A 20732-nucleotide genomic window follows, 5' to 3' on the forward strand; every position below is an offset into this window, starting at 1 on the left:
AGGTCAAACCAGCCGTTAAAAATGTAGCGGACTCTGTTAAAGAGACAGTTGAGGAAGTCAAACCAGCTATAAAAGATGCAGCAAAAGATACAGCCAATGCAGTAAAGGATGCAGCCCAAGAGGTCAAACCAGCCGTTAAAAATGTAGCGGACTCTGTTAAAGAGACAGTTGAGGATGCTAAACCAGCTATAAAAGATGCAGCAAAAGATACAGCGAATGCAGTAAAGGGTGCAGCCCAAGAGGTCAAATCAGCTAGTAATCAGGGCGTAGGATTAGATGAACGGCTGGTTGCAGATAATAAGCAGGTGAAAACTGAAGATGTTGGCATGAGGAAAAGTGTTGAAACTCACTCACCCCAATCACTCCCAGTAGAGATTATTGATCGAACCACCTCTGTAAACACTGACACACTATGAGATGGTGATAAGTTAGACATTCCTTAAGGGGTATTAGGGGACTTGCAAAAAATAAAGCATTCCCCCATAGATAATTAAAACTTACGCAAAAAGGCAGTGAAAGCCTTGATTTACCGTAGGGGCAATTCATGTAGACGCAAAGCGGCTTCCCGCAGGATATTGCCCCTACATATTAGATAAAATGTGAGTCACTATTTTTATATTCTAACCTCCTGCCTCCTTCACACAAGACTAACAGCCGCCTCTAACATTCGTATTGTTCCAAGTTCAGCATCTATTTCCACTTCTACACCGATTGGCAAAGTAAATTTATCCTTAATATGACCAATCATTGAACCGTACCAAGCAGGAATACCTAAAGGAAGTATGTGATCTTGCAATACTTGCATTAAGGTAAACGATGGTTCGTCCCCAAGACTACAATTAGTGCATTGCCCAAAGATAAAGCCAGCAATTTGGTTCAGTATTCCAGCAATTTTTAACTGCGTCAGCATCCTATCTACACGGTAAACATCCTCGCCAATTTCTTCCACAAACAGGATGCTTTTGTTCCAGGAAGGTAGGTAAGGTGAACCTACCATCGCTGATAGCACTGATAAGTTTCCACCCACAAGTTTACCTCTCGCCTTTGCCGGTGCGATTATCTCCACTCGCACTTCGCTAGGGTTGAGATTTTGCATAGTTACAGCTTCACCATAAAATAGGATGCGCTTGAAGTAATCAACTGTAAATTGATTCCAAGTAGATGTGGCAACTGGCCCATGAAAAGTAATCATTTGACTACGGGCATTAATTGCCAACAACAGTGTAGTAATATCGCTGTAGCCCATGATAATTTTCGGATGGGAGCGGATCAGCGAGTAGTTTAGTAGGGGTAAAATGCGATTACAACCCCAGCCACCACGCATGGCAATAATTGCTTTTATGGAGCGATCGCTAAACATCAAGTTTAGATCATCAGCGCGATCTGCATCTTTCCCCGCTAAATAGCCGTAACGATCTAAAATATGTTTCCCCAGCTTGACTTTTAATCCTAACTGTAAAAGAGATTGCTGCGCTGCTTCAATGTCTTTGACATCAACGATACCCGCAGGGGCGATTAATCCTACGGTATCGCCCACTTGCAGGCGCGGCGGCTTGCGAATGGTGTTTGGGGATAGCTTACCTTGGGCGGTAAATGGTGATATTTGGGTGGCTAGGGTAGCCAGTCCACAGGTTGTGAGAAATTGCCGACGTTTGATAAGCATAACCATTGAGTTGGAGACTAGGGATTAGGAATAGTGACAAATTTTGATGGGGTTTGAATCCCTATCCAAGAGTAAATTCGGTTTCGCAAGCCTAAATCATTCATCAAAAAGTTAGATCCCCGACTTCTTAAAGAAGTCAGGGATCTGAACACCGCGAATTTTCACAAATCAAATAGGATTGCAATATGTAAAATTAAATCTCTTGTACCACATTTGAAATCACAAATCCATTATTAACAAACTTACCATTAGTATCAAATGAATCACCAATTATAGGCAAAAGATGGTCATATAATTGCATCGCATTTAAACAACTATTGATGCTAGAAGCTGCTGAATTATATCCTGCAATATTTGCTTCAAGAACACTCAATAATCGTCGATTATTCGCAATTTGTTCTTCAGCTTCTTGTTGCAGTGTTTTCTCTAAATAAGCACGCGCCTGTGGGTATTGCTGCAAAATTACATCTGCTTGCTGATCTGCCATTGGTAACAACTGAGTTTTCAGTGTTTGGTTGATGGTTTGACGGAAAGATTTCCGAATAGTTTGAGAAACTTTTGGTTCAAAATCTAACTTCAATAATTGCCTAATTGCTGGTTCTGCTTCTACGATACTTTCAGCATCGTAACCTTGAGAAGTTTGTAATAAAGTCTGGCGAAATTGATATATAGAAAAAGTGCCTTCATCATAAAATCTCGGACTTTCTCGCACAAAGCGATCGCACTCTACGCTAGCTGCACTCAGCAGTGCTTGAGTAACTAGTTTTTCTAAAATTCTGATCTCTTGTTCAATTCCACCATCATTATCTAATAAACGATACAACTGGCGATAATATTCTGACTTACGAATCTTTTCAATCAACCGTTGGAAAAAATTGGCGATTACTTGCTGAGAAGATTCAACCAAAATATCTTCTAATTGATTTGCTAAGTAATAAAATGCCTCTACTAAAATAGCAATTAAAGGTGCCGTAGCATTGCGAGGATGGCTGATGGTTGCACGTTGATAAGCAGAAGCTACAGAAAAAGTATCTAGCAATTCATCTAGACGGCGAATCATTCGTGATTGCAATTGCTTAAAATCTGTATCAAAATTATCACAGGAATTATTAATTATATGGTTAACTTCTTCTGTGATATGCTCACTAAATTCTCTACCAATTTGCTGGAGTTGCTGATTCAGGCGTTGCAACTCTTGCGCCTTCATAGTCTCAATTTCTTGGGGCTGACTATCTAAATTACGTTGCACACTTTGATAATGTTTCTTCAGTTTAATACAAACATCTCCCAAATCATCAGCAAGATTTTTAAATAATTGTGGACGTTTTTCTTCTGTAAGATAGCGAGTTATAGCTGTGCGAAATTCCTCAGTACCGCTATCTTGAATTAGCTTTTCTATTAGTTCATTTCCCCAATCTTCCAGAATCCGCACGTAATTTTGATTTGGGGTTTCAAAGCCGTTAACAGAGACACGAAATTTACTAGAAGACAGCTTTCCTGAATTTACACAGTAGTTGTTAAAGGCATAGACAAATTGTGGTGTTTCTTCTTTACCATTTAAACCTTTAATACTTTCTGCAAAAACAGAATCTAAACCAAATCTATCTCGTTGGCTTGTCTGTTTAATCTGACTGCCGTAAAATCCTAATAATCCACTCGTTTTATAAACCTTGCTTGAATTACCAAATTGTCCACTAATTAAATCGTCTAATCGCTGCCGTAGTTGGGTATTATACCAAGTTTCATCGATGCGGTTGAAGATATAGAAAACGCGATCGCGTACTCCCCCATTCTTGCGCATTAATTCCAAAAGTTCTGTTTCTTCTTTTGTCATGTCACCCGCCGAAGCAGGTTTTAGCACACACACCACCGCCGAAGTATCAGGATGTTGAATTTTGGCATAAGTTAATTGTGCATCTTTCTCTACTGGTGCATCTATACCCGGCGTGTCAATAATTACATTACCATCTTTTAGTAGAGGATGATTACAGTAATATTCTATCCGCTTCAATACGGCACTATTACTACCACGACGGGCATATCCAGCAGCTTCTTTAAGGTTAGAAAAGTGAAATTGCTCCATTGAATATGTAGCATTATTCACCGTATTAATGCGATCGCGGTTGGCAATATATCCCTCTAGCAATAACATTAACGCCTTCGCCTGTTTTGCACGTTCTGATTTACTTTCGCCACCCTCCTGCTGAATAATAGTTTCACAACCTTGACGTAGCAAGTTAATTACCTCAGCTTGGTTAATATTAGTTACTGTCTTAAATCCTAGCTGCTGACACAAATAAACTGCTTGTTCTCGAATCTCTACTTCACTTAAAAACGTCAAAACAACACGTTCTTGATCTACTTCTGCATACTCGATTTTGCATTCTGTACCTGTAGCGTGTCCCTCTGCACTGTACAGTAATTCTCTCTCCAACAGTGCATTGATTAGCATTGATTTACCAGCACTAAATGCACCCGCAAACACAATCTCAAACTTTGGAGAAATCGCCTTACTTAGAGAAGTTTGTATAGGTGTAATATCTTGGGAACGTAGCGTGGGTTCTTGCTGTAAAAGTTGTAATATAGATTCAACCTGCTCTTTCAAATTTTGGCACTGAAGCGGTAAATCTGACATATTTAGCATCCTGATAATATTTATGTATATATTAGTAATATTTCTTGGGGCTATGGCTCAGTAAAATTTCTGATAAAATTAATGCTGCTTAGTTGCTGGATATTACCTAAACGACTAATTAAAGATTATTGACTAATGAAAAGTTTTGCGATCAGATTAAATAAAACCCCGTGATGATTTAAAACAAAGCTTAAAGAATTTTGTCAAACAGGAAGAGATTAAAGCAGAGTTTATATTAAGTGCCATTGGTAGCCTAGAAAAAGCAAAAATTCGCTTTGCTAATCAAGTCATTAGTACAGGCTTTAATAGAACTTTTGACAAACAAACAGGTTACCTAGAACTAGAAATTATCCTCAACCATTCATAAATATGGTTGGATTACAATCCAGTTCGGATAAGATTCAGGGCTATTTGATTAGACATAGGAGTGAAAAAGAATGTAGAGGCGTAGCAGTGCTACGTCTCTACAAGGGTTCTGGATTAACGCATATTTAATTTCACCAGATGTCTATTATCTATCCTCTCCGGAATGCATTGAGAATGATGATTATTAACTCGATTTTGGCAACCAATGGTTCCCATTAGATTGTCAAGCACTACACAAATATCGTAATTTTAAGTAAATCATCAGAAAACACTACATTGATTTCCTGTTACCAAGTAAAAAATTTGACAATTAATTTCTGATAGGACTTACGCATTGACAAAAAGAGCCGACTGGGAGTGTTTTCTAATGAGACAACGAGACAAAACTTATTGTTTAGGTTGACGCAAAGATAAGTCTGATTACGACGTTGGCGAGGGCAACCCATGCGCCTCGCCGTAGTCGGTGAGTTGCTTCTTACTGATGCTCAAAAAAGTATCTACTCAATTTTCAAGTTGAAAGGCAAGCGGGCGTAAACCCCCTGTGGATCGTTCATCTTTTGTAGAATCTCTACTTCCTGTTGCAGTTTCTGGAATTCAGCGGTAAGGGGATTAAATGGTTTGAGTTGCGCCCCCTCAATTCCTAAAGCAGTCCGCGCCTCTTCAGTTGCACGCCCAAAAAACCGTTCTCCGAAGTTGTTAGTGCGAGGATATTCTTGCACTTCCCAGTCTTCTCCTAGTTTCGCCTGCTTGGCAGCATATGCGATCGCAGTCTTCAAACCGCCAATTTCATCCACCAAACCAATTTCTTTGGCCGCCACACCCGACCAAACTCTTCCTTGGGCAATTTCTGCTACTTTTTGTTCTGGGAGTTTCCGACCTTGAGAAACTTTATTCAGAAACATATCATAAATGCGGTTAACACTGCGCTGATAAAGTGCCAACTCTTGGGGCGATTTCGGACGTGAAACTGTTTGACTATCAGCATAGCGTGCAGTTTTCACTGAATCCCAGGTGATGCCATTATCATTCGCCAGCTTTTGCCCATTGAATAGTAACCCAAATACACCTATTGAGCCTGTAATGGTATTTGGTTCGGCAAAAATGCGGTTAGAGTCGCTAGCAATCCAATAACCACCAGAGGCGGCGACATCACCCATTGAGACTACAACTGGTTTCGCCTCACGAGTTAATTTCAGTTCTCGCTGCATCACTTCAGCTGCGGTAGCACTACCACCAGGACTATTAATCCGTAATACAACAGCCTTCACATCCTTATCTTGTCGGAGTTTGTTGAAGATTTTGGCAAAGCGATCGCCTCCTATTTGCCCATCATCACCTTTACCATCGACAATCTCACCCTCAGCATAAACAACGGCAATTTGATTTTTTGAGTTCCGTTCTACACCGAAAGATTTGCCGGAAACTTCTGCGTAGCTATTCAAGCTAATTTGTCGGAATGTTTTGTCGTCTTTATTGCTATCTGTCAACTTTTTCAGGTCAGTTACAACTTCATCGGGGTATGCTACTCGATCAACTAAACCGCTAGTTTTGGCTTGTGTGGCTTCCAGTAGCGCCTGATTATCTGCGATCGCTTGCAACTGATTAGGTTCAATTTTCCGACTTGCGCCCACAGCAGTGCGCCACTCTCCCCAAACATCATCCAATAATTTCTGAGTTTGTTCCCGGTTTTCTGGACTCAATTTTGTGAGGATAAACGGTTCAACAGCTCCTTTAAATTTCCCCACCCGCACAACTTGAACACCAATGCCATATTTCTGCAATCCTCCTGCTAAAAACATCGATTGTGAACTCAAACCGTTGACTTCCATCATTCCCAGAGGATTAAGTACAATGGAATCTGCCACTGAACTGACGTAATATTCCTTTTTACTCCAATCACTGCCATAGGCCACAATCTTTTTCCCAGCAGCGCGAAACTCCTCCAACGCTTTCCGAATTTCTTTAAGGGAGGCATAGCCGACATTACTAACTTGGCTTGTGCTAGTTGCATCCAGGTAGATCCCGACAATTCGCGGATCGCGCCGCGCCTTTTCCAAAGTTTCCACAACTTTGCGGAGTGATATCCTTTCGTCATCCACACCTGATATTGTGTTTTGAAACAGTTCGCCTGAACTAGGTTCGCTATCAGTAATTTTCATCGACAAGTCAAAAACCAGCACTGACTTATCTTTCACATATGGTCCACTATCTTTAGAGGAGGTAGCAGCCATTATTAGCAAGAACAGTCCAGTGGTTCCTAGACCACCGAAAATAATTAGTCCTAGTAAGGTGCCAATTAAACTAGCAAAAGTTTGTTTGATAAAATTACGCATTAGTTATTAGTTATTGGGCATTGGTCATTGGGAATTGGTCATTGGTCACTGGTTATAACCAATAGAGGACAAAGGACTAATGACAAATGACAAAAGACTAATGCCCCATGCCCAATGCCCAATGACCTACTTAATTTATTCTATGCGCTGTAAACTGCCAGAGTGCTTTAACTGATACAAGGTGGCGTTGCCAGTGCAAAATAAGACTGTGGTGATTTCAGCGATTAATACTTCAGCGAGTTCCGCTACTGCTGTTTCTGATGTTGCTGCTGCTTGCAAAAAAGGCATTGCTAAACCAGCTATATCTGCTCCCAAGGCGATCGCTGCTGCAACATCCAATCCATGACGCAAACCTCCCGAAGCAATTAAGGGCACATATGGAGCGATCGCTCTAATAGTTGTAATGCACTCTGCCGTCGGTAAACCCCAATCGGCAAAAGTTCTCCCTAAGCGACGTTGCAAGGGATTTTCTGCCCGTTCACTTTCTACTTTTGCCCAAGAAGTACCCCCCGCACCCGCCACATCAATTGCTGCTACCCCAGCGGCGATCAGTTTCTCGGCGATCGCTGCTGAAATGCCGTTACCAACTTCCTTCGCAATCACTGGCACTGGCATTTTACTGCATAATTTATATATTTTGTCAAGCAAACCCCGAAAATTAGTATCACCTTTGGGTTGAATGCACTCTTGTAAAGGGTTAATGTGTAAAATAAGGGCATCAGCCTCTAGGATATCAACTACCCGCAAACATTCATCTAAGCCGTACTTATAGTTAAGTTGCACAGCGCCCAAGTTCGCAAATAGCAGAACATCGGGGGCATACTTGCGGACAGCAAAAGTATCAGCCACCTGGGGTTTTTCCACCGCTACCCGTTGGGAACCAACACCCATTGCAATTTTGTAGTATTGCGCCACTTCGGCCAAACGTTGGTTAATGATTGCGGCTTGTTCTGTTCCGCCAGTCATGGAAGAAATTAACAAGGGTGCGCCAAGGTGTTTCCCCAGGAAAGTTGTACTGATATCAATATCGTCGAGGTTTAATTCGGGTAAGCAAAAATGGGTGAAGCGATAGCGTTCTAGTCCATTGGTGATTTGATCACACTGAACATCCTCCTCTAAACAGATCCGAATGTGATCGGCTTTGCGATTCTGAGTTTGTGCAGAGATATTGGTAGGGGCGTTCACTGGTGGGTATGGCTAAAAGTATTTGCGATCGCTATTGTTACATTGTCTGCAATCGTCTTTTTACAACAATATTTATTTTCGCTATCTTTAGTCAGCTCGTACTGTAACAGTAGTTGGCAATTCTCAGGCGGTGTCGCTCAAGATAAGTACAGAAATTCTTCGCCTGCTTACCCAAAAATCGGTAAACAAAGCCTGGGCTGCCTTTGCTTGCCCTTGCCACAATAGGGTTTCGGCTTTTTAGAGCCGTTTGACGGAACCACCAACAATGCAAGAGATTTTCTTTATCGTTAAAACCAGTCTAAAATTCCCCACCAATGGATAGGCGATGTCTACGACGAACTTCTCTACGAGACGCCTAAGGAACGCTTACGCAAATTCTTTGACTAAATTCCATACTCCCTGAACTTTATAGCAATCCTAAATGAGTCGTAAAAATCTCCGATTCCTCTCTGCGCTACGGGCAGTTTGCTCAAGTCGGAAACCCGCCCATGCAACTGCCCTCCTCTGCGCCTCTGCGGTTAATTTATTTTTACAAATGATTTAGGACTGCTATATTAATAATCAATAATTAGCACATGCAACTATTGATTATTAACAAAGTTCTATATCTGATTTGTTTAGCAGTTTCGCACTCCTGATTAATCCAAACTCCAGTAACGACTGAGGATTATTCAGTTTAAAAGTATATTTATATAGTAAAATAGCGATGCAATTTTACTATTACTCTTGTTTTTAGAGTTTCCAATTCCGTTTTAAAAATTTTTTCACATCAAGTTATTTTTTACAATCGCAGTTGTTATATAAAATATAACAGTAACTAGGAAAGTGAATCATGCCAGTACTTCGTATCCTTCATTTAGCTGGGTCTGCATCCAATGATTTTTATTGTGAATTGTCACGTAACTACGCCCAAAGCTGTATAATGGCTACGGCAAATCCATCGCTCTATGACTTTCTGATTGCATACATCACACCTGATGGTCAATGGCGATTTCCTTCCTCCCTCAGTCCTGAAGATATTGGTGTCGCCAAACCGGTTTCTCTGTTAGATGCCATACAGTTTATAACAGCGCAAAACATTGACGTTATGTTGCCACAAATGTTTTGTCTCCCTGGAATGACTGAGTACCGCGCACTATTCGACCTGCTTAAGATCCCTTACATAGGCAATACTGCGGATGTCATGGCATTAACGGCTCACAAAGCCAGAACCAAAGCAATTGTCGCAGCAGCAGGGGTGAAAGTGCCTTCTGGAGAACTGCTCCGCCAAGGAGACGTTCCGACAATTACACCTCCAGCAGTCATCAAACCCGCAAATGCCGACAACTCTTTAGGGGTGTCCTTAGTTAAAGAAAAGAGTGAGTATGAGGCTGCCTTGAAGAAAGCATTTGAATTTGCAGATGAGGTGATCGTAGAAACATTCATTGAAGCCGGTCGAGAAGTCAGATGCGGTGCCATTGTCAAAGATGGAGAGCTAATCGGTTTACCCCTTGAAGAGTATCAAATAGACCCCCAAAACAGACCCATCCGCAGCTATACTGACAAATTCAAAATACCCATCGAGGGTGACTTGGCTTCAACTGCTAAAAATTATGTCCCAGGTTGGATTGTAGATATTAATGACCCAATCACGCAAAAGGTTCAGCAAGAAGTTAAGAAGTGTCATTTGGCTTTGGGCTGTCGCCATTATAGTTTATTTGACTTTCGGATCGACCCACAGGGACAACCTTGGTTTTTAGAAGCCGGATTGTTTTGTATTTTTGACCACAAAGCGGTGATTTCCTGTACGGCGAACAGATTGGGAATTCCTTTAGATGAGTTATTTATGACGATGATCAATCAAGCGTTGAGCATGAACTGATTTGTGGAAAATCACCTTTTTAGCTTTCTTCTAACTTGGAAGAAGCTAATAAGCATTTAACGCAACATATTGCTTATTTCCTTTATTTTTATCTAGCGACGCCACTTAATCATTAACTTGTCACAATTACAACTATGAGAGAGCAGATTTTTGCAATATTCCAAAACTTGGGCACTCTTGCATTACTGGCGATCGCATTTCCCTTTAACTGCACCCTGGTACTCGCATCGTTGCTGTGGAATTTTTTCAGCCGACTGTTCAGCAAGCAAGTGGTTTTGAACGAAAATCCGAAAAATATCTTGATCGGTGGTGGTAGAATGACCAAAACCCTTCAGCTAGCGCGATCATTTCACGCTGCTGGGCATCGAGTCATTTTATTTGATCTCCACCAATACTGGTTCAGTGGTTATCGATTTTCTAACTCTGTGGCTGGCTTTTACACAGTTCCTGACTCGCAAGAAGACAAAGACGGCTATATTCAAGCCGTGCAGGCGATCGCTAAAAAGGAAAACATAGACTTTTTTGTCCCGGTAGGCATTTTTGCAGCCAGCTACTTTGACTTCGAGCGCAAGCCAGTGTTATCAGGCTATTGTGAGAATTTCCACTTCGATGCTGATACAATGAGTATACTGGATAACAAGTTTACCTTTGCAGAAATTGCACGCTCACTCTCGCTATCTGTCGCGAAAACCTTCTTAATTACAGATCCTGAACAAGTTTTTAAATTCGACTTTTCTAACGAAAAGCGCAAGTACATTCTCAAAACTATTGTCTATGACTCTGTTTTACGCTTAGATTTGACTAAGCTACCAATGGATTCTCCTGAAGAAATGGCACTTCATGTCAAAAGTAAGCCAATTAGTCAAGATACCCCTTGGATATTGCAAGAGTTTATTCCCGGAACAGAATACTGTACTCATAGTACAGTGAGAAATGGTGAATTAACGGTACACTGCTGCTGTAAATCATCTGCTTTTCAAGTCAATTACGAAAACGTTGATCACCCAGAAATTCAAGAGTGGGTGAGTCATTTTGTTAAAGAATTACAACTAACTGGACAAATTTCTTTTGACTTCATTCAGGCGGAAGATGGAACAATTTATGCGATCGAGTGCAACGCTCGCGCTCACTCTGCAATTACAATGTATTACAACCATCCAGGTTTAGCGGATGCCTATCTCAATCAAGAGCCTCTGGCTGAACCTCTACAACCCCTGAGTGATAGTAAGCCTACTTATTGGCTTTATCACGAACTTTGGAGACTTAATGAAATTAGATCGTTTAAGCAGTTGCAAAAGTGGTTTAAAAATATTTGGCGAGGAAAAGATGCAATATTTGAAGTTAACGACCCACTACCGTTCTTAATGGTACATCACTGGCACATTCCTTTACTGTTACTCGATAGTTTGCGCTCCTTAAGAACTTGGGTGAGGATTGATTTTTGCATCGGGAAACTCATCCAGTTTGGAGAAGACGTAAAATATAGAACCTCTACCTCTATAACCCCTAAGTAATAGTAAACCTAGTTATCGGCTTGGTCACGAATAGAGACTTAATAGACCTCTCCTAAAATTAAATTTGCGTAAAGATAGAATATAAAATTTTATCTTTATAAATACTAATATTTATCTTATATAGTTTCTGCGGATTGTATAGCATAATAAATCATGTTCCCGCTCAAAATTTAAAAATCCTATTTTTTCTCTCTAAACTATCATCAACTATGCCAAACCCTGATTGCTACGTTGAATGAAGACATATAGTTAACTTTTAAAACCCTTGTACAGACTGAGTTATAAAATTCTGGACAAGTCTAATGAAATTAGCTCGTTAAAGCAGTTGCAATTATTGATTTAAAAATATTTTGCGAGGAAAGGATGCAATCTTTGAAGTTAACAACCTACTACCGTTATTAATGGTATATCACTGGCACATTCCTTTACTATTACTCGATAATTTGCGCTCGTTACAAGGTTGGGTAAGGATTGATTTCAACATCGGGAAACTCGTGCAGTTTGGAGAATGAGTTTGCTTGCCATCTTTCGCTTTGCTCCCCAGGTTAAATACCATTCGATAAAGCAAACTAAGGAGTGTTCATCCCAGATTGCTTGGAATGCGCTCGGAAATGCTGTATTTTTAATAATGAGGTAAATGTTGCATTTTGGAAGCATGACAGCATCACTATGTCAATTCATCTGGTCACGGCCAACGACAATTTGTTGGCTTTTCTTGGATTCATCTGTGGGGACAACACATTGCTTCAAGGGCAAGTTTACTTGCGCTCAGAGAAGCGAACCAAAAATGGAGAGGCGATCGCTTGTTGCAATTGCATCGTCAAAGATGATTCCCAGTCCCGTGTAAGTGTTCGGTGTCAATTCGAGACGGCTTGAGGAGCATATATGCGAGTGGAGGAAAGCATGGAAGTAAGGTCAGGCTCGTATCTGCTTGTCTCCTTAACCTTTTCCGATCCACCAGCGAATGATTCCACTATTATGTAACAATTATAATTATGAGAAAGCATATTTTTGTAGTGTTCCAAAACTTGGGCACTCTTGTATTACTAGCGATCGCATTTCCCTTAAACTGCATCGTCGTCTTAACATCGCTACTGTGGAACTTTCTTAAGCAACCATTCAGTAAGTCAACTGTTGTTAACCCCAATTCCAAAAATATCTTGATTGCTGGCGCTAGAATGACTAAAACCCTTCAGCTAGCGCGTTCATTTCATGCAGCAGGGCATCGGGTTATTATAATTGACATTGAAAAATTTTGGTCAAGTGGTAATAAATATTCCAACTCCGTTGCAGGCTTTTATACCGTTCCTGATCCAAGCAAAGACTTAGAAGGCTACGTTGAAACCCTACACGCGATCGCCAAAAAAGAAAAGATCGACTTTTTTATCCCGGTAGCGATTTTTTCCGTCATCCATTACGATCACGGCAAGCCACCATTACCAGAGTTTTGTGAGTTTTTCCACTTCGATGCTGATGTCACAAAGCTCCTGGATGACAAGTTTGCCTTTGCTGAAACAGCGCGATCGTTCGGTTTATCTGTCCCCAAATCCTTCAAAATTACTGATCCCGAACAAGTGATCAACTTTGACTTTTCTCAGGAGAAGTGCAAATACATTCTTAAAAGCATCCCCTACGATCAAATACGTCGCTTAAATCTCACCAAGCTACCTTGCGATACAGAATTACAAACAGCAGCATTTGTCAAGAGTCTGCCCATCAGTGAGGAGAATCCTTGGATTATGCAGGAATTCATCCCTGGAAAGGAATACTGCACTCACACTACCGCACGAGATGGAGAGTCAAGAATGTACTGCTGCTGTGAGTCATCCGCCTTTCAAGTCAACTACGAAAACGTTGATCAGCTAGAAATTATGCAATGGGCGAGTCATTTTACCAAAGAACTGGGAAAAACCGGGCAACTTTCCTTTGACTTCATCCAGGCAGAAGACGGAACTGTTTACGCGATTGAGTGTAACCCCCGGACTCACTCCGCCATTACTATGTTTTACAATCATCCAGGAGTAGCGGATGCCTATCTTGGTAAAGAGCCTCTGGCTGAATCTTTGCAGCCTCTTGGTGATAGTAAGCCAACCTATTGGCTGTACCACGAAGTTTGGCGGCTGAATGAGATTAGATCGTTTAAGCAACTGCAAACCTGGGTAAGAAACATCAGGCGGGGGAAAGAAGCAATTTTTGAGGTGGGTGATCCCTTACCCTTCCTGATAGTACATCATTGGCAGATTCCCTTACTGATTCTCGACAATTTACGAAGACTCAAAGGTTGGATAAGAATAGACTTTAATATGGGCGAACTTATAGAGTGATACCAATCCGCATTCTAAAACGTAATATTGGTAAAATGAAAAACTATAGGAATCCGATTTGATTGATGAAAAAATCTAAGTATGTGTAGGGGAGCCAGCCTTGTAACAGCGGGTTTCCCGACTTGAGCGGACTGGCGTTGTGTTATCGCCCTTGAGTACGGCACCCAAATCATCGGAAAGGGGGAAAATTCAAAGTCTCTTTCCTAGAAGGAGAGAGATTTAGAAGAGGTTTTCCAGATACTGTGAAAAGTCAGACTTATTATTAGGCGACAAGGGGACGAGCAGCGATGCCTACGGCGGGCTACGCCTACGCCAAGCAATGGGCATCATTTACGGTGCAATGATGCCTACTTGTTGCTTGTTACGCCGTCTGGGTAACAAGCTCTTTTTCTGTTTTTCTTGGAAACTGCTGGCTTGTTTCAGGACTGGAATACACTGGTTAATCATCCATATTAAAACCTTGATTGGTGAGTCTCCTTGCTGAAGGCGGAATCCCTTGTAAAGACGCGATTGATCGCATCTCGTAAGCGTCTCCTAAATATATCGCGTCCGATATTTCCGCAATCCAGGGAATGCGTAGGCGTAGCCCGTCGCAGACATCGCCCCTAATAAAACAGATATTGTAAACACAATGGGAATGCGCTCGTTTTTGCGATCGCCGTGATGAGTTAATTAAAAGACTTCCAAATAAAAAAATATCCCAAAACTGACGCAAAAATCTTCTCTATTTCTCCTCTCTCTGCGTTCTCTGCGTCTCTGCGGTTAGTTTATTTGGATAATTTATTTCTTGGAAATCCCTAACGCTCTCCTAAGAGTGATGGAAAAGCGTTAATTGTAATAAGTAGCAATTACAGCAGTCAAAGGGATTAGTTTATTTACCAGCTTCATCCATCTTTAGCCAGTTAGCAAAGTTTTTCGCAGCAGATAAAATTCTTTAGGAAAAGGAAATTTATATACTGTAAGTTCTTTAGTAAGTGTTACAGACAAGGAAAACTGCTTCTATTGTGCAGTTACAGCGTATTTCAGGTAAATGAAGTACACGGGTAGGGGCACAACAATGTTGTGTCCTTACGATAATCTGTACCTCACGCCTGTTGCAATCTGCTGTATTTCAATGAATTAAACAATAGTTATTATTATTAGAGTTATATACTCATGCCAACCGAACTCAAAAATATACAAACTAAAAATCTAATTTCAATAGGTTTGCTAGTTTTCGTTCCTATTGCTATTGTGGCAGAAAAGTTAGAATGGGATGCATTAACGGTGTTTGGACTTTCAGCACTTGCAATTATTCCGTTAGCAGTTTGGCTGAGTAAAGCCACAGAAGAGATTGCTGTGGTTTTAGGGCCTTCTATCGGAGGCTTGTTAAATGCAGTCTTCGGTAATGCAACTGAGCTAATTATTGGTCTAGTAGCTCTCAAAGCAGGCTTGGTAGATATTGTTAAAGCCAGCATTACTGGGACAATTATCAGTAATTTACTGCTGGTAATGGGGCTATCTATGTTGCTGGGAGGATTACGCTATAAAGAGCAGACTTTTCAGCCAATGGCAGCGCGAGTCAATGGCTCGACAATGACACTAGCAGTGACTGCAATTGTCCTGCCTGCAATGGTGATCACTACATCTAATGTGGTCGAGCAAAGCGCTATTACTAATCTGTCGATTTTTGTAGCAGTTATTTTAATTGTAGTTTATGGTTTTACGCTGTTATTCTCCTTGAAGACTCACAGCTACCTCTACGATGTTGGGGTTGTAGAACTAGAAGGTGTTTCTGAAGACGAGGCCGTCACAGAGCAAGATAAACATTCAAAGCCAAACTTGAGCCTTTGGGTTGGTATTTTGCTTGTGGCAACGATTGGTATAGCTTTCGTGTCTGAGATTTTTGTCGGTGCAGTTGAAGAGGCAACAAAAGGACTAGGATTGACACCTTTGTTTACCGGAGTAATTTTATTACCACTAGTTGGAGGTGCAGCCGAATATGTAACTGCTGTCCGAGTAGCGATTAAGAACAATATGGATTTGTCAGTATCTGTAGCAATGGGATCGAGTCTACTAGTTGCTTTGTTGGTTGCGCCGCTCCTTGTACTAGTTGGGCAGGTAATTGGACAACCAATGGATCTAAACTTTAACTTGTTTGAGGTTGTTGCAGTGATCATTGCAGTGGTTATTGCCAACTTAATTAGTTTGGATGGTCGCTCTAACTGGTTAGAGGGGATGTTGCTGCTAGCAACCTATGCTATACTGGGTGCTGCCTTCTACTTCCATCCAGTTTGAGCGCTAATCGGGCAATGGTGCTGTTATGCCGTTAATTATATCTGGCTGATTATTAAACGCTTTTTGGAGATGAAAGCGAAATCAAACTCTATTGACGGGTATAACGATGTTTCACCCCAATCGGGAAATATTCAAAATCACCCATTGGGGCTAATGTAACTTGTGGTGTTTGATATTCTGCGGGAACATAATTAGCAAACTCGCTATTTAAGCGGAGCAGTTGTGAAAGAATAGAAGATGCGATCGCTTCTCTTCGATCTTCACTACCCTCTACCCCTACTGCTAACTCCACAACCACCGATAAAAATCGATTTTTGTCTGCATCTTCCTGCACCTGCAATACAAATTTACCTGTCACCCATTCTTGAATTATTGGTTGCTCTAATCCCACAGTCACATTTTCTGGATAGATGTTTGCACCAAAGTAGGAAACTGTAAAATTAGAACGACCGAAGACATAAACGAAAGGTAACTGATGAATACCTCTAGGTGATTGTTGAGTGTTAGAACGGAGATTTTCGAGCGGGTTAAATCCCCATTCTGCTAAAAATTGCAGCATGGCATCATAACTAATTATTCCGCCAGTATCCAAAATGTCATAACGCACTAAGGGAATACCGTTATCTCCAGAAAACAGCAATCCGCCATCGTGAACTTCAAAAAAGCGACTGCAAGGATCATACTGTACTAGTGTGGGTAAACGCGATTCCCCAAATAAAGCTCTAGCTGCATCAGGATTTTTTGCCAAAAAACGGCGAATGCAGATACTTAACGGTGTTTCATTACCCAAAACTCCCGCATCCGCAGTGCCGTAGAGTGATGCAAAATCAGAGCAAGGATTTTGTGAACCAACTCTTTCGCCAACTAAACTCCGCCATTCTTCACTAAATACTTCTCCCGCCATCACTAACTTAATCTGATATTGCTGCCACTCCACACCACGGGCGATACCAGTATCAATCACATCTTTTAAAAATGGCGGGTATCCCAACAGCACCACTTGCTCAAATGCTGAACCTAGTTCTTGGACAACTCGCAAGATTTCTTCTTTGTTATTACCAGGAGTAATTACAGTAATGGGATAACCTTTGCTAGCAAGATAACGACAGCAATTAGTAGTAAATATTCCACCTACCCAAGTGCCCAAAGTGAAACAAATCACTGCTAGGGTACGTCGAGTATCTGCATGAAAACTATCGTGAAAAATCTGTTCAAAGCGTGTGGCGATTTGGAGTTCATCTGTGAAAAAACGGGGCCAAAATGTCGGTTTTCCACTAGAACCTGATGAAGCAGCTATCATGTCACACGCTTGGAGTTGCCCGTTGCGGCACAAGTCAGCTAAAGGATAACGCAGTATATAATTTTGTTTAGCGATCGCTGGGAGTTTTTGAAACTCCTCTAAGGTTTGAATAGTCGCGGGATTAATTTCCCTTTCTGCTAAAAAAGCCTTGTAGGCTGGTACATTAGCCGCCACATCGTGAAATAAACTCAAAGCTGTCGAAGTTTGAGTGTTGAGATGCCGTTGCAGTAGCGTTTCTAAGGGGGTAGACAAAAAATCTTCAAATGCTTTAATTGCCCGCTGTTGTTGTGATTTGCAGTTCATGACGCTTGTTGTTTATCCTGAAGTAGAACCAACACCGTTACTTGCTGCCAGTATTTTAGCTGTTATCTAATACCTTCAAAACTCCAGTAATTCTTAACAACACGGATTTCATATAGGAACACCCTACTTTTAACATTTCCTAAAATATCCGAAAATGAGGGTATGCACGTCGTAGTCAATCAATAAAACCTTAACTTATCCTTCAGCACCATGCAGCTCTATTGCAGTCAACAACACACAAATAATGGTAGTAACCGCTTTTGTATCCATTGTGGTGAGCCATTACCTCTTGCTGTGGGACAGGTGGTGGATAATCGCTATCAAATTATCCGTCATTTAGGGCAGGGCGGCTTTGGACGCACCTATTTGGCACAGGATAGAAGTAAATCCCATCAAACATGTGTGCTGAAGGAATTTGCACCCCAAGTACAAGAACAGCAAGATTTACAAAAAGCTAAAGAGTTATTTGAGCGAGAAGCAAATGTTCTGAAAAAACTCCAGCATCCACAGATTCCGCATTTTCACGCCTCGTTACAAGTGAAGATAGGCACTAAAGATTTTTTCTTTTTAGTACAAGATTATGTGGATGGTGACAATTACTACCAATTATTAGAACAGCGTCAGAGTCAAGGAAAGACCTTCAGTGAAGAGGAAGTAATCACCCTACTGCAACAGATTTTACCTGTGTTATCCTACATCCACTCACAAGATGTGGTTCACCGTGATATCACTCCTGATAATCTGATTTGGCGGCGTTCTGATCATCTGCCAGTGCTGATTGATTTTGGTGGTGTCAAGCAATTGCCAGCTTATCAAGGTTTTTGGCAGACTAGGTTGGTTGGAAATAACACTTTGCTGGGTAAAAAGGGCTACGCTCCAGAAGAACAGCTACGGCAGGGGAAAGTATTTCTAAGTAGTGATTTATATTCTTTGGCGGTAACATCATTGGTGTTGCTCACAGGGAAAGAACCGCAAAAATTATACGACAGCTATCAGGGAATTTGGGGATGGGCAAAGGAAATTCAAGTTAGTCCGCAACTGGAAGCGGTGTTAAAAAAGATGCTGGCTTATAAACCGAGCGATCGCTATCAACGAGCCGAGCAAATCCTCAAAGATTTACCATCGCCAACTGCTACTAAACCCACAGGTAATTATATTAGCGCCAAGATTAAGACGATGGTAGTTGCTCCGGGAAGACAACGTGCCAGTGCTGTTGTGAGTGGATTCCAGAGCAAAACCCAAGTGATCGCTAAACCGATATCTTGGCCTGTTTGGATTCGCCCTTTTGTGATCAGTTTAGGGGGAACAGCTTTAGTTGGATTAACTTTGGCGGTGGGGAATGCAGTCATTCGCAGCGTATCTTCAATCACTATCCCATCAATTTCATTACCGCAAATTCCACAATTCCCAAATCCGAGTAGTAAACCAGTCAGCGACAAAGGAAAAAATAGTGATCTCCAGGAAATTGTCAGTCGTCGCCAACAGCTAGAAATTACTGAAGGATTTTTTATTCCCTTCGTAGATAATTTATTTTATACAAAAAAACCAGAATTAAAGGGACGTAGCCTCACATCTAAACCTGAAGACACTGGTTTACGAGATGAATGGTCTGGTATCGCTGACGATTTATTGAATAAACTAGAACAGGCTAACCTCAGTACAGAATCTCGTCGAAAACTGGGTAAATATACTGCACAAAATTACGAAACATGGAGACGACAAGCACGATCGGGGCAATTCGGGAACTATACAATTAATCAACTTAACAAAGAGACAAATGAAAAATTTGATCGGTTGTTTCCTGGTCAGCAGCGTGGGAAACTGAATCAACAGACTTTTGGTCAAATTTGGTATGCGATCGCAGCTGATCAAGTCAGTAAAGTACAAAAATAGAGTTAGGAGTTATAAGTGATGAATTATGAATTAACTTCTAACTGCTCATTTTCCTATGAATTCAATCTATTGTTCTAAAGGACATGAAAATTCCCCAGGTAGTCGCTTTTGTCTCCAGTGTGGTGAAAAATTGTTGGATACGCCCATGAGTTATAGTATCCAACCGGGACTAACTTTAGGCGATCGCTATATAATTGTGCGTCAAATAGGCCAAGGTGGCTTTGGACGGACTTATTTAGCTGAAGATATCAACCGTTTCCGCGAACTTTGTGTTTTAAAAGAATTTTCCCCCCAAGTTCAAACCGCTTACATTGTCCAAAAAGCTGAAGAACTGTTTGAGAGAGAAGCGAGTGTTCTCTATAAACTGCAACATCCCCAAATTCCCCGCTTCCGGGAACTGCTTCGCATGAACTTAGGGGGCAAAGAATATCTGTTTTTGGTGCAAGATTATGTCGAAGGGGAAACTTACAACTCGTTGTTAAATGCCCGGATACAGCAGGGTTTGCGTTTTACAGAGGCGGAAGTACGCCAATTGTTGCTTTCAATTTTGCCAGTGTTGGAATACATCCACTCACTAGGAGTAATTCATCGAGATATTTCTCCAGATAATTTAATGCTTCGCACTGTTGACAAACTGCCAGTGTTAATTGATTTTGGCGGTGTCAAACAAGTAGTAGCAACGGTTGCTTCCGAATATTACCAACCCGGCGTAGTTGCATCTTCCCCGTCACCAACCCTATTGGGTAAAGTAGGATTTGCTCCCCCAGAACAGATGCAAACTGGGTTAGTGTCTCCCCACAGCGACTTGTATGCAATGGCTGCAACAATGCTGGTTTTATTGACAGGGAAACAACCCCAAGAATTAATTGATAACTACAATCTTACCTGGCAGTGGCGACGGGAAGTAAGCCTGAGTCCGATTTTGGCACAGGTATTAGATAAAATGCTATCTACCAGACCAAGCGATCGCTATCAATCAGCCCGTCAAGTACTCCAAACCCTCAACCCGCCCTCAGCTAACTTTCCCCCAACTCAATATCCCACTGCACCAGAACCCACATCCGCCACTGTCGCCATC

General features: G+C 41.4%; 14 protein-coding genes and 3 pseudogenes. 10 read left to right on the plus strand and 7 right to left on the minus strand.

Features of this window, described 5'->3' with window-relative positions; translation table 11 throughout:
• Positions 1 to 416 (plus strand): annotated as a pseudogene (locus Q0541_RS09035) (hypothetical protein); the annotation flags it as partial.
• A gap of 221 nt (positions 417 to 637) precedes the next feature.
• On the opposite strand, the gene Q0541_RS09040 reads toward Q0541_RS09035, so the two are convergent.
• Both Q0541_RS09040 and Q0541_RS09045 read right to left on the minus strand, forming a co-directional pair.
• Positions 638 to 1663 carry an LD-carboxypeptidase gene (locus Q0541_RS09040; protein ID WP_298908537.1) on the minus strand — a complete coding sequence of 342 codons (1026 nt, stop codon included), beginning with the start codon at positions 1661 to 1663 and terminating at the stop codon, positions 638 to 640.
• 193 nt (positions 1664 to 1856) lie between these two features.
• Complete coding sequence (locus Q0541_RS09045; RefSeq protein WP_298908539.1) at positions 1857 to 4298, minus strand: dynamin-like GTPase family protein; 2442 nt, start codon at positions 4296 to 4298, stop codon at positions 1857 to 1859.
• A gap of 217 nt (positions 4299 to 4515) precedes the next feature.
• On the opposite strand from Q0541_RS09045, the gene Q0541_RS09050 reads away from it, so the two are divergent.
• Positions 4516 to 4665 (plus strand): hypothetical protein, encoded by a 150-nt coding sequence (locus tag Q0541_RS09050; RefSeq protein ID WP_298908573.1) that lies wholly within the window; start codon positions 4516 to 4518, stop codon positions 4663 to 4665.
• Positions 4666 to 5161: 496 nt separating this feature from the next.
• Here the strand turns inward: Q0541_RS09050 and sppA are convergent, their stop codons facing one another.
• The 3 genes and pseudogenes from sppA to Q0541_RS09065 all read right to left on the minus strand — a co-directional run.
• Positions 5162 to 6997 carry a signal peptide peptidase SppA gene (sppA, locus tag Q0541_RS09055; protein WP_298908542.1) on the minus strand — a complete coding sequence of 612 codons (1836 nt, stop codon included), beginning with the start codon at positions 6995 to 6997 and terminating at the stop codon, positions 5162 to 5164.
• A gap of 135 nt (positions 6998 to 7132) precedes the next feature.
• Positions 7133 to 8182: a type 2 isopentenyl-diphosphate Delta-isomerase gene (gene fni / locus Q0541_RS09060; protein WP_298908545.1), complete on the minus strand. Its 1050-nt coding sequence runs from the start codon at positions 8180 to 8182 to the stop codon at positions 7133 to 7135.
• A 103-nt stretch (positions 8183 to 8285) separates the two neighbouring features.
• Positions 8286 to 8443, minus strand: a pseudogene (locus Q0541_RS09065) (ISKra4 family transposase); the annotation flags it as partial.
• Between the two features lie 571 nt (positions 8444 to 9014).
• Here Q0541_RS09065 and Q0541_RS09070 point away from each other — a divergent pair.
• The 5 genes and pseudogenes from Q0541_RS09070 to Q0541_RS09090 all read left to right on the plus strand — a co-directional run bounded on the left by Q0541_RS09070 (position 9015) and on the right by Q0541_RS09090 (position 13881).
• Entirely contained in the window at positions 9015 to 10043 is a 1029-nt protein-coding gene (locus Q0541_RS09070; RefSeq protein ID WP_298908550.1) for a D-alanine--D-alanine ligase, read from the plus strand.
• A gap of 134 nt (positions 10044 to 10177) precedes the next feature.
• A complete protein-coding gene (locus tag Q0541_RS09075; protein WP_298908552.1) occupies positions 10178 to 11557 on the plus strand; it encodes an ATP-grasp enzyme in 1380 nt (459 codons plus the stop codon).
• A 344-nt stretch (positions 11558 to 11901) separates the two neighbouring features.
• Positions 11902 to 12069 (plus strand): annotated as a pseudogene (locus Q0541_RS09080) (ATP-grasp enzyme); the annotation flags it as partial.
• A 157-nt stretch (positions 12070 to 12226) separates the two neighbouring features.
• On the plus strand, positions 12227 to 12433 hold the full coding sequence (locus tag Q0541_RS09085) for a hypothetical protein (protein WP_298908554.1): 207 nt from the start codon (positions 12227 to 12229) through the stop codon (positions 12431 to 12433).
• A 119-nt stretch (positions 12434 to 12552) separates the two neighbouring features.
• Positions 12553 to 13881: an ATP-grasp enzyme gene (locus Q0541_RS09090; RefSeq protein ID WP_298908557.1), complete on the plus strand. Its 1329-nt coding sequence runs from the start codon at positions 12553 to 12555 to the stop codon at positions 13879 to 13881.
• 439 nt (positions 13882 to 14320) lie between these two features.
• On the opposite strand, the gene Q0541_RS09095 is transcribed toward Q0541_RS09090, so the two are convergent.
• Entirely contained in the window at positions 14321 to 14596 is a 276-nt protein-coding gene (locus tag Q0541_RS09095; protein WP_298908560.1) for a hypothetical protein, read from the minus strand.
• A 440-nt stretch (positions 14597 to 15036) separates the two neighbouring features.
• Between Q0541_RS09095 and cax the strand changes: the two genes are divergently transcribed.
• A complete protein-coding gene (gene cax, locus Q0541_RS09100) occupies positions 15037 to 16158 on the plus strand; it encodes a calcium/proton exchanger (protein WP_298908563.1) in 1122 nt (373 codons plus the stop codon).
• 88 nt (positions 16159 to 16246) lie between these two features.
• On the opposite strand, the gene Q0541_RS09105 is transcribed toward cax, so the two are convergent.
• Entirely contained in the window at positions 16247 to 17761 is a 1515-nt protein-coding gene (locus Q0541_RS09105; protein WP_298908567.1) for a phenylacetate--CoA ligase family protein, read from the minus strand.
• Between the two features lie 210 nt (positions 17762 to 17971).
• Between Q0541_RS09105 and Q0541_RS09110 the strand changes: the two genes are divergently transcribed.
• Both Q0541_RS09110 and Q0541_RS09115 read left to right on the plus strand, forming a co-directional pair.
• Entirely contained in the window at positions 17972 to 19654 is a 1683-nt protein-coding gene (locus Q0541_RS09110; protein ID WP_298908569.1) for a serine/threonine-protein kinase, read from the plus strand.
• A gap of 55 nt (positions 19655 to 19709) precedes the next feature.
• The coding region (locus Q0541_RS09115; RefSeq protein ID WP_298908571.1) for a serine/threonine-protein kinase at positions 19710 to 20732 on the plus strand (1023 nt) is incomplete at its 3' end.

It is taken from the genome of uncultured Nostoc sp. (genome assembly GCF_937863485.1).
Taxonomy (GTDB): domain Bacteria; phylum Cyanobacteriota; class Cyanobacteriia; order Cyanobacteriales; family Nostocaceae; genus Nostoc.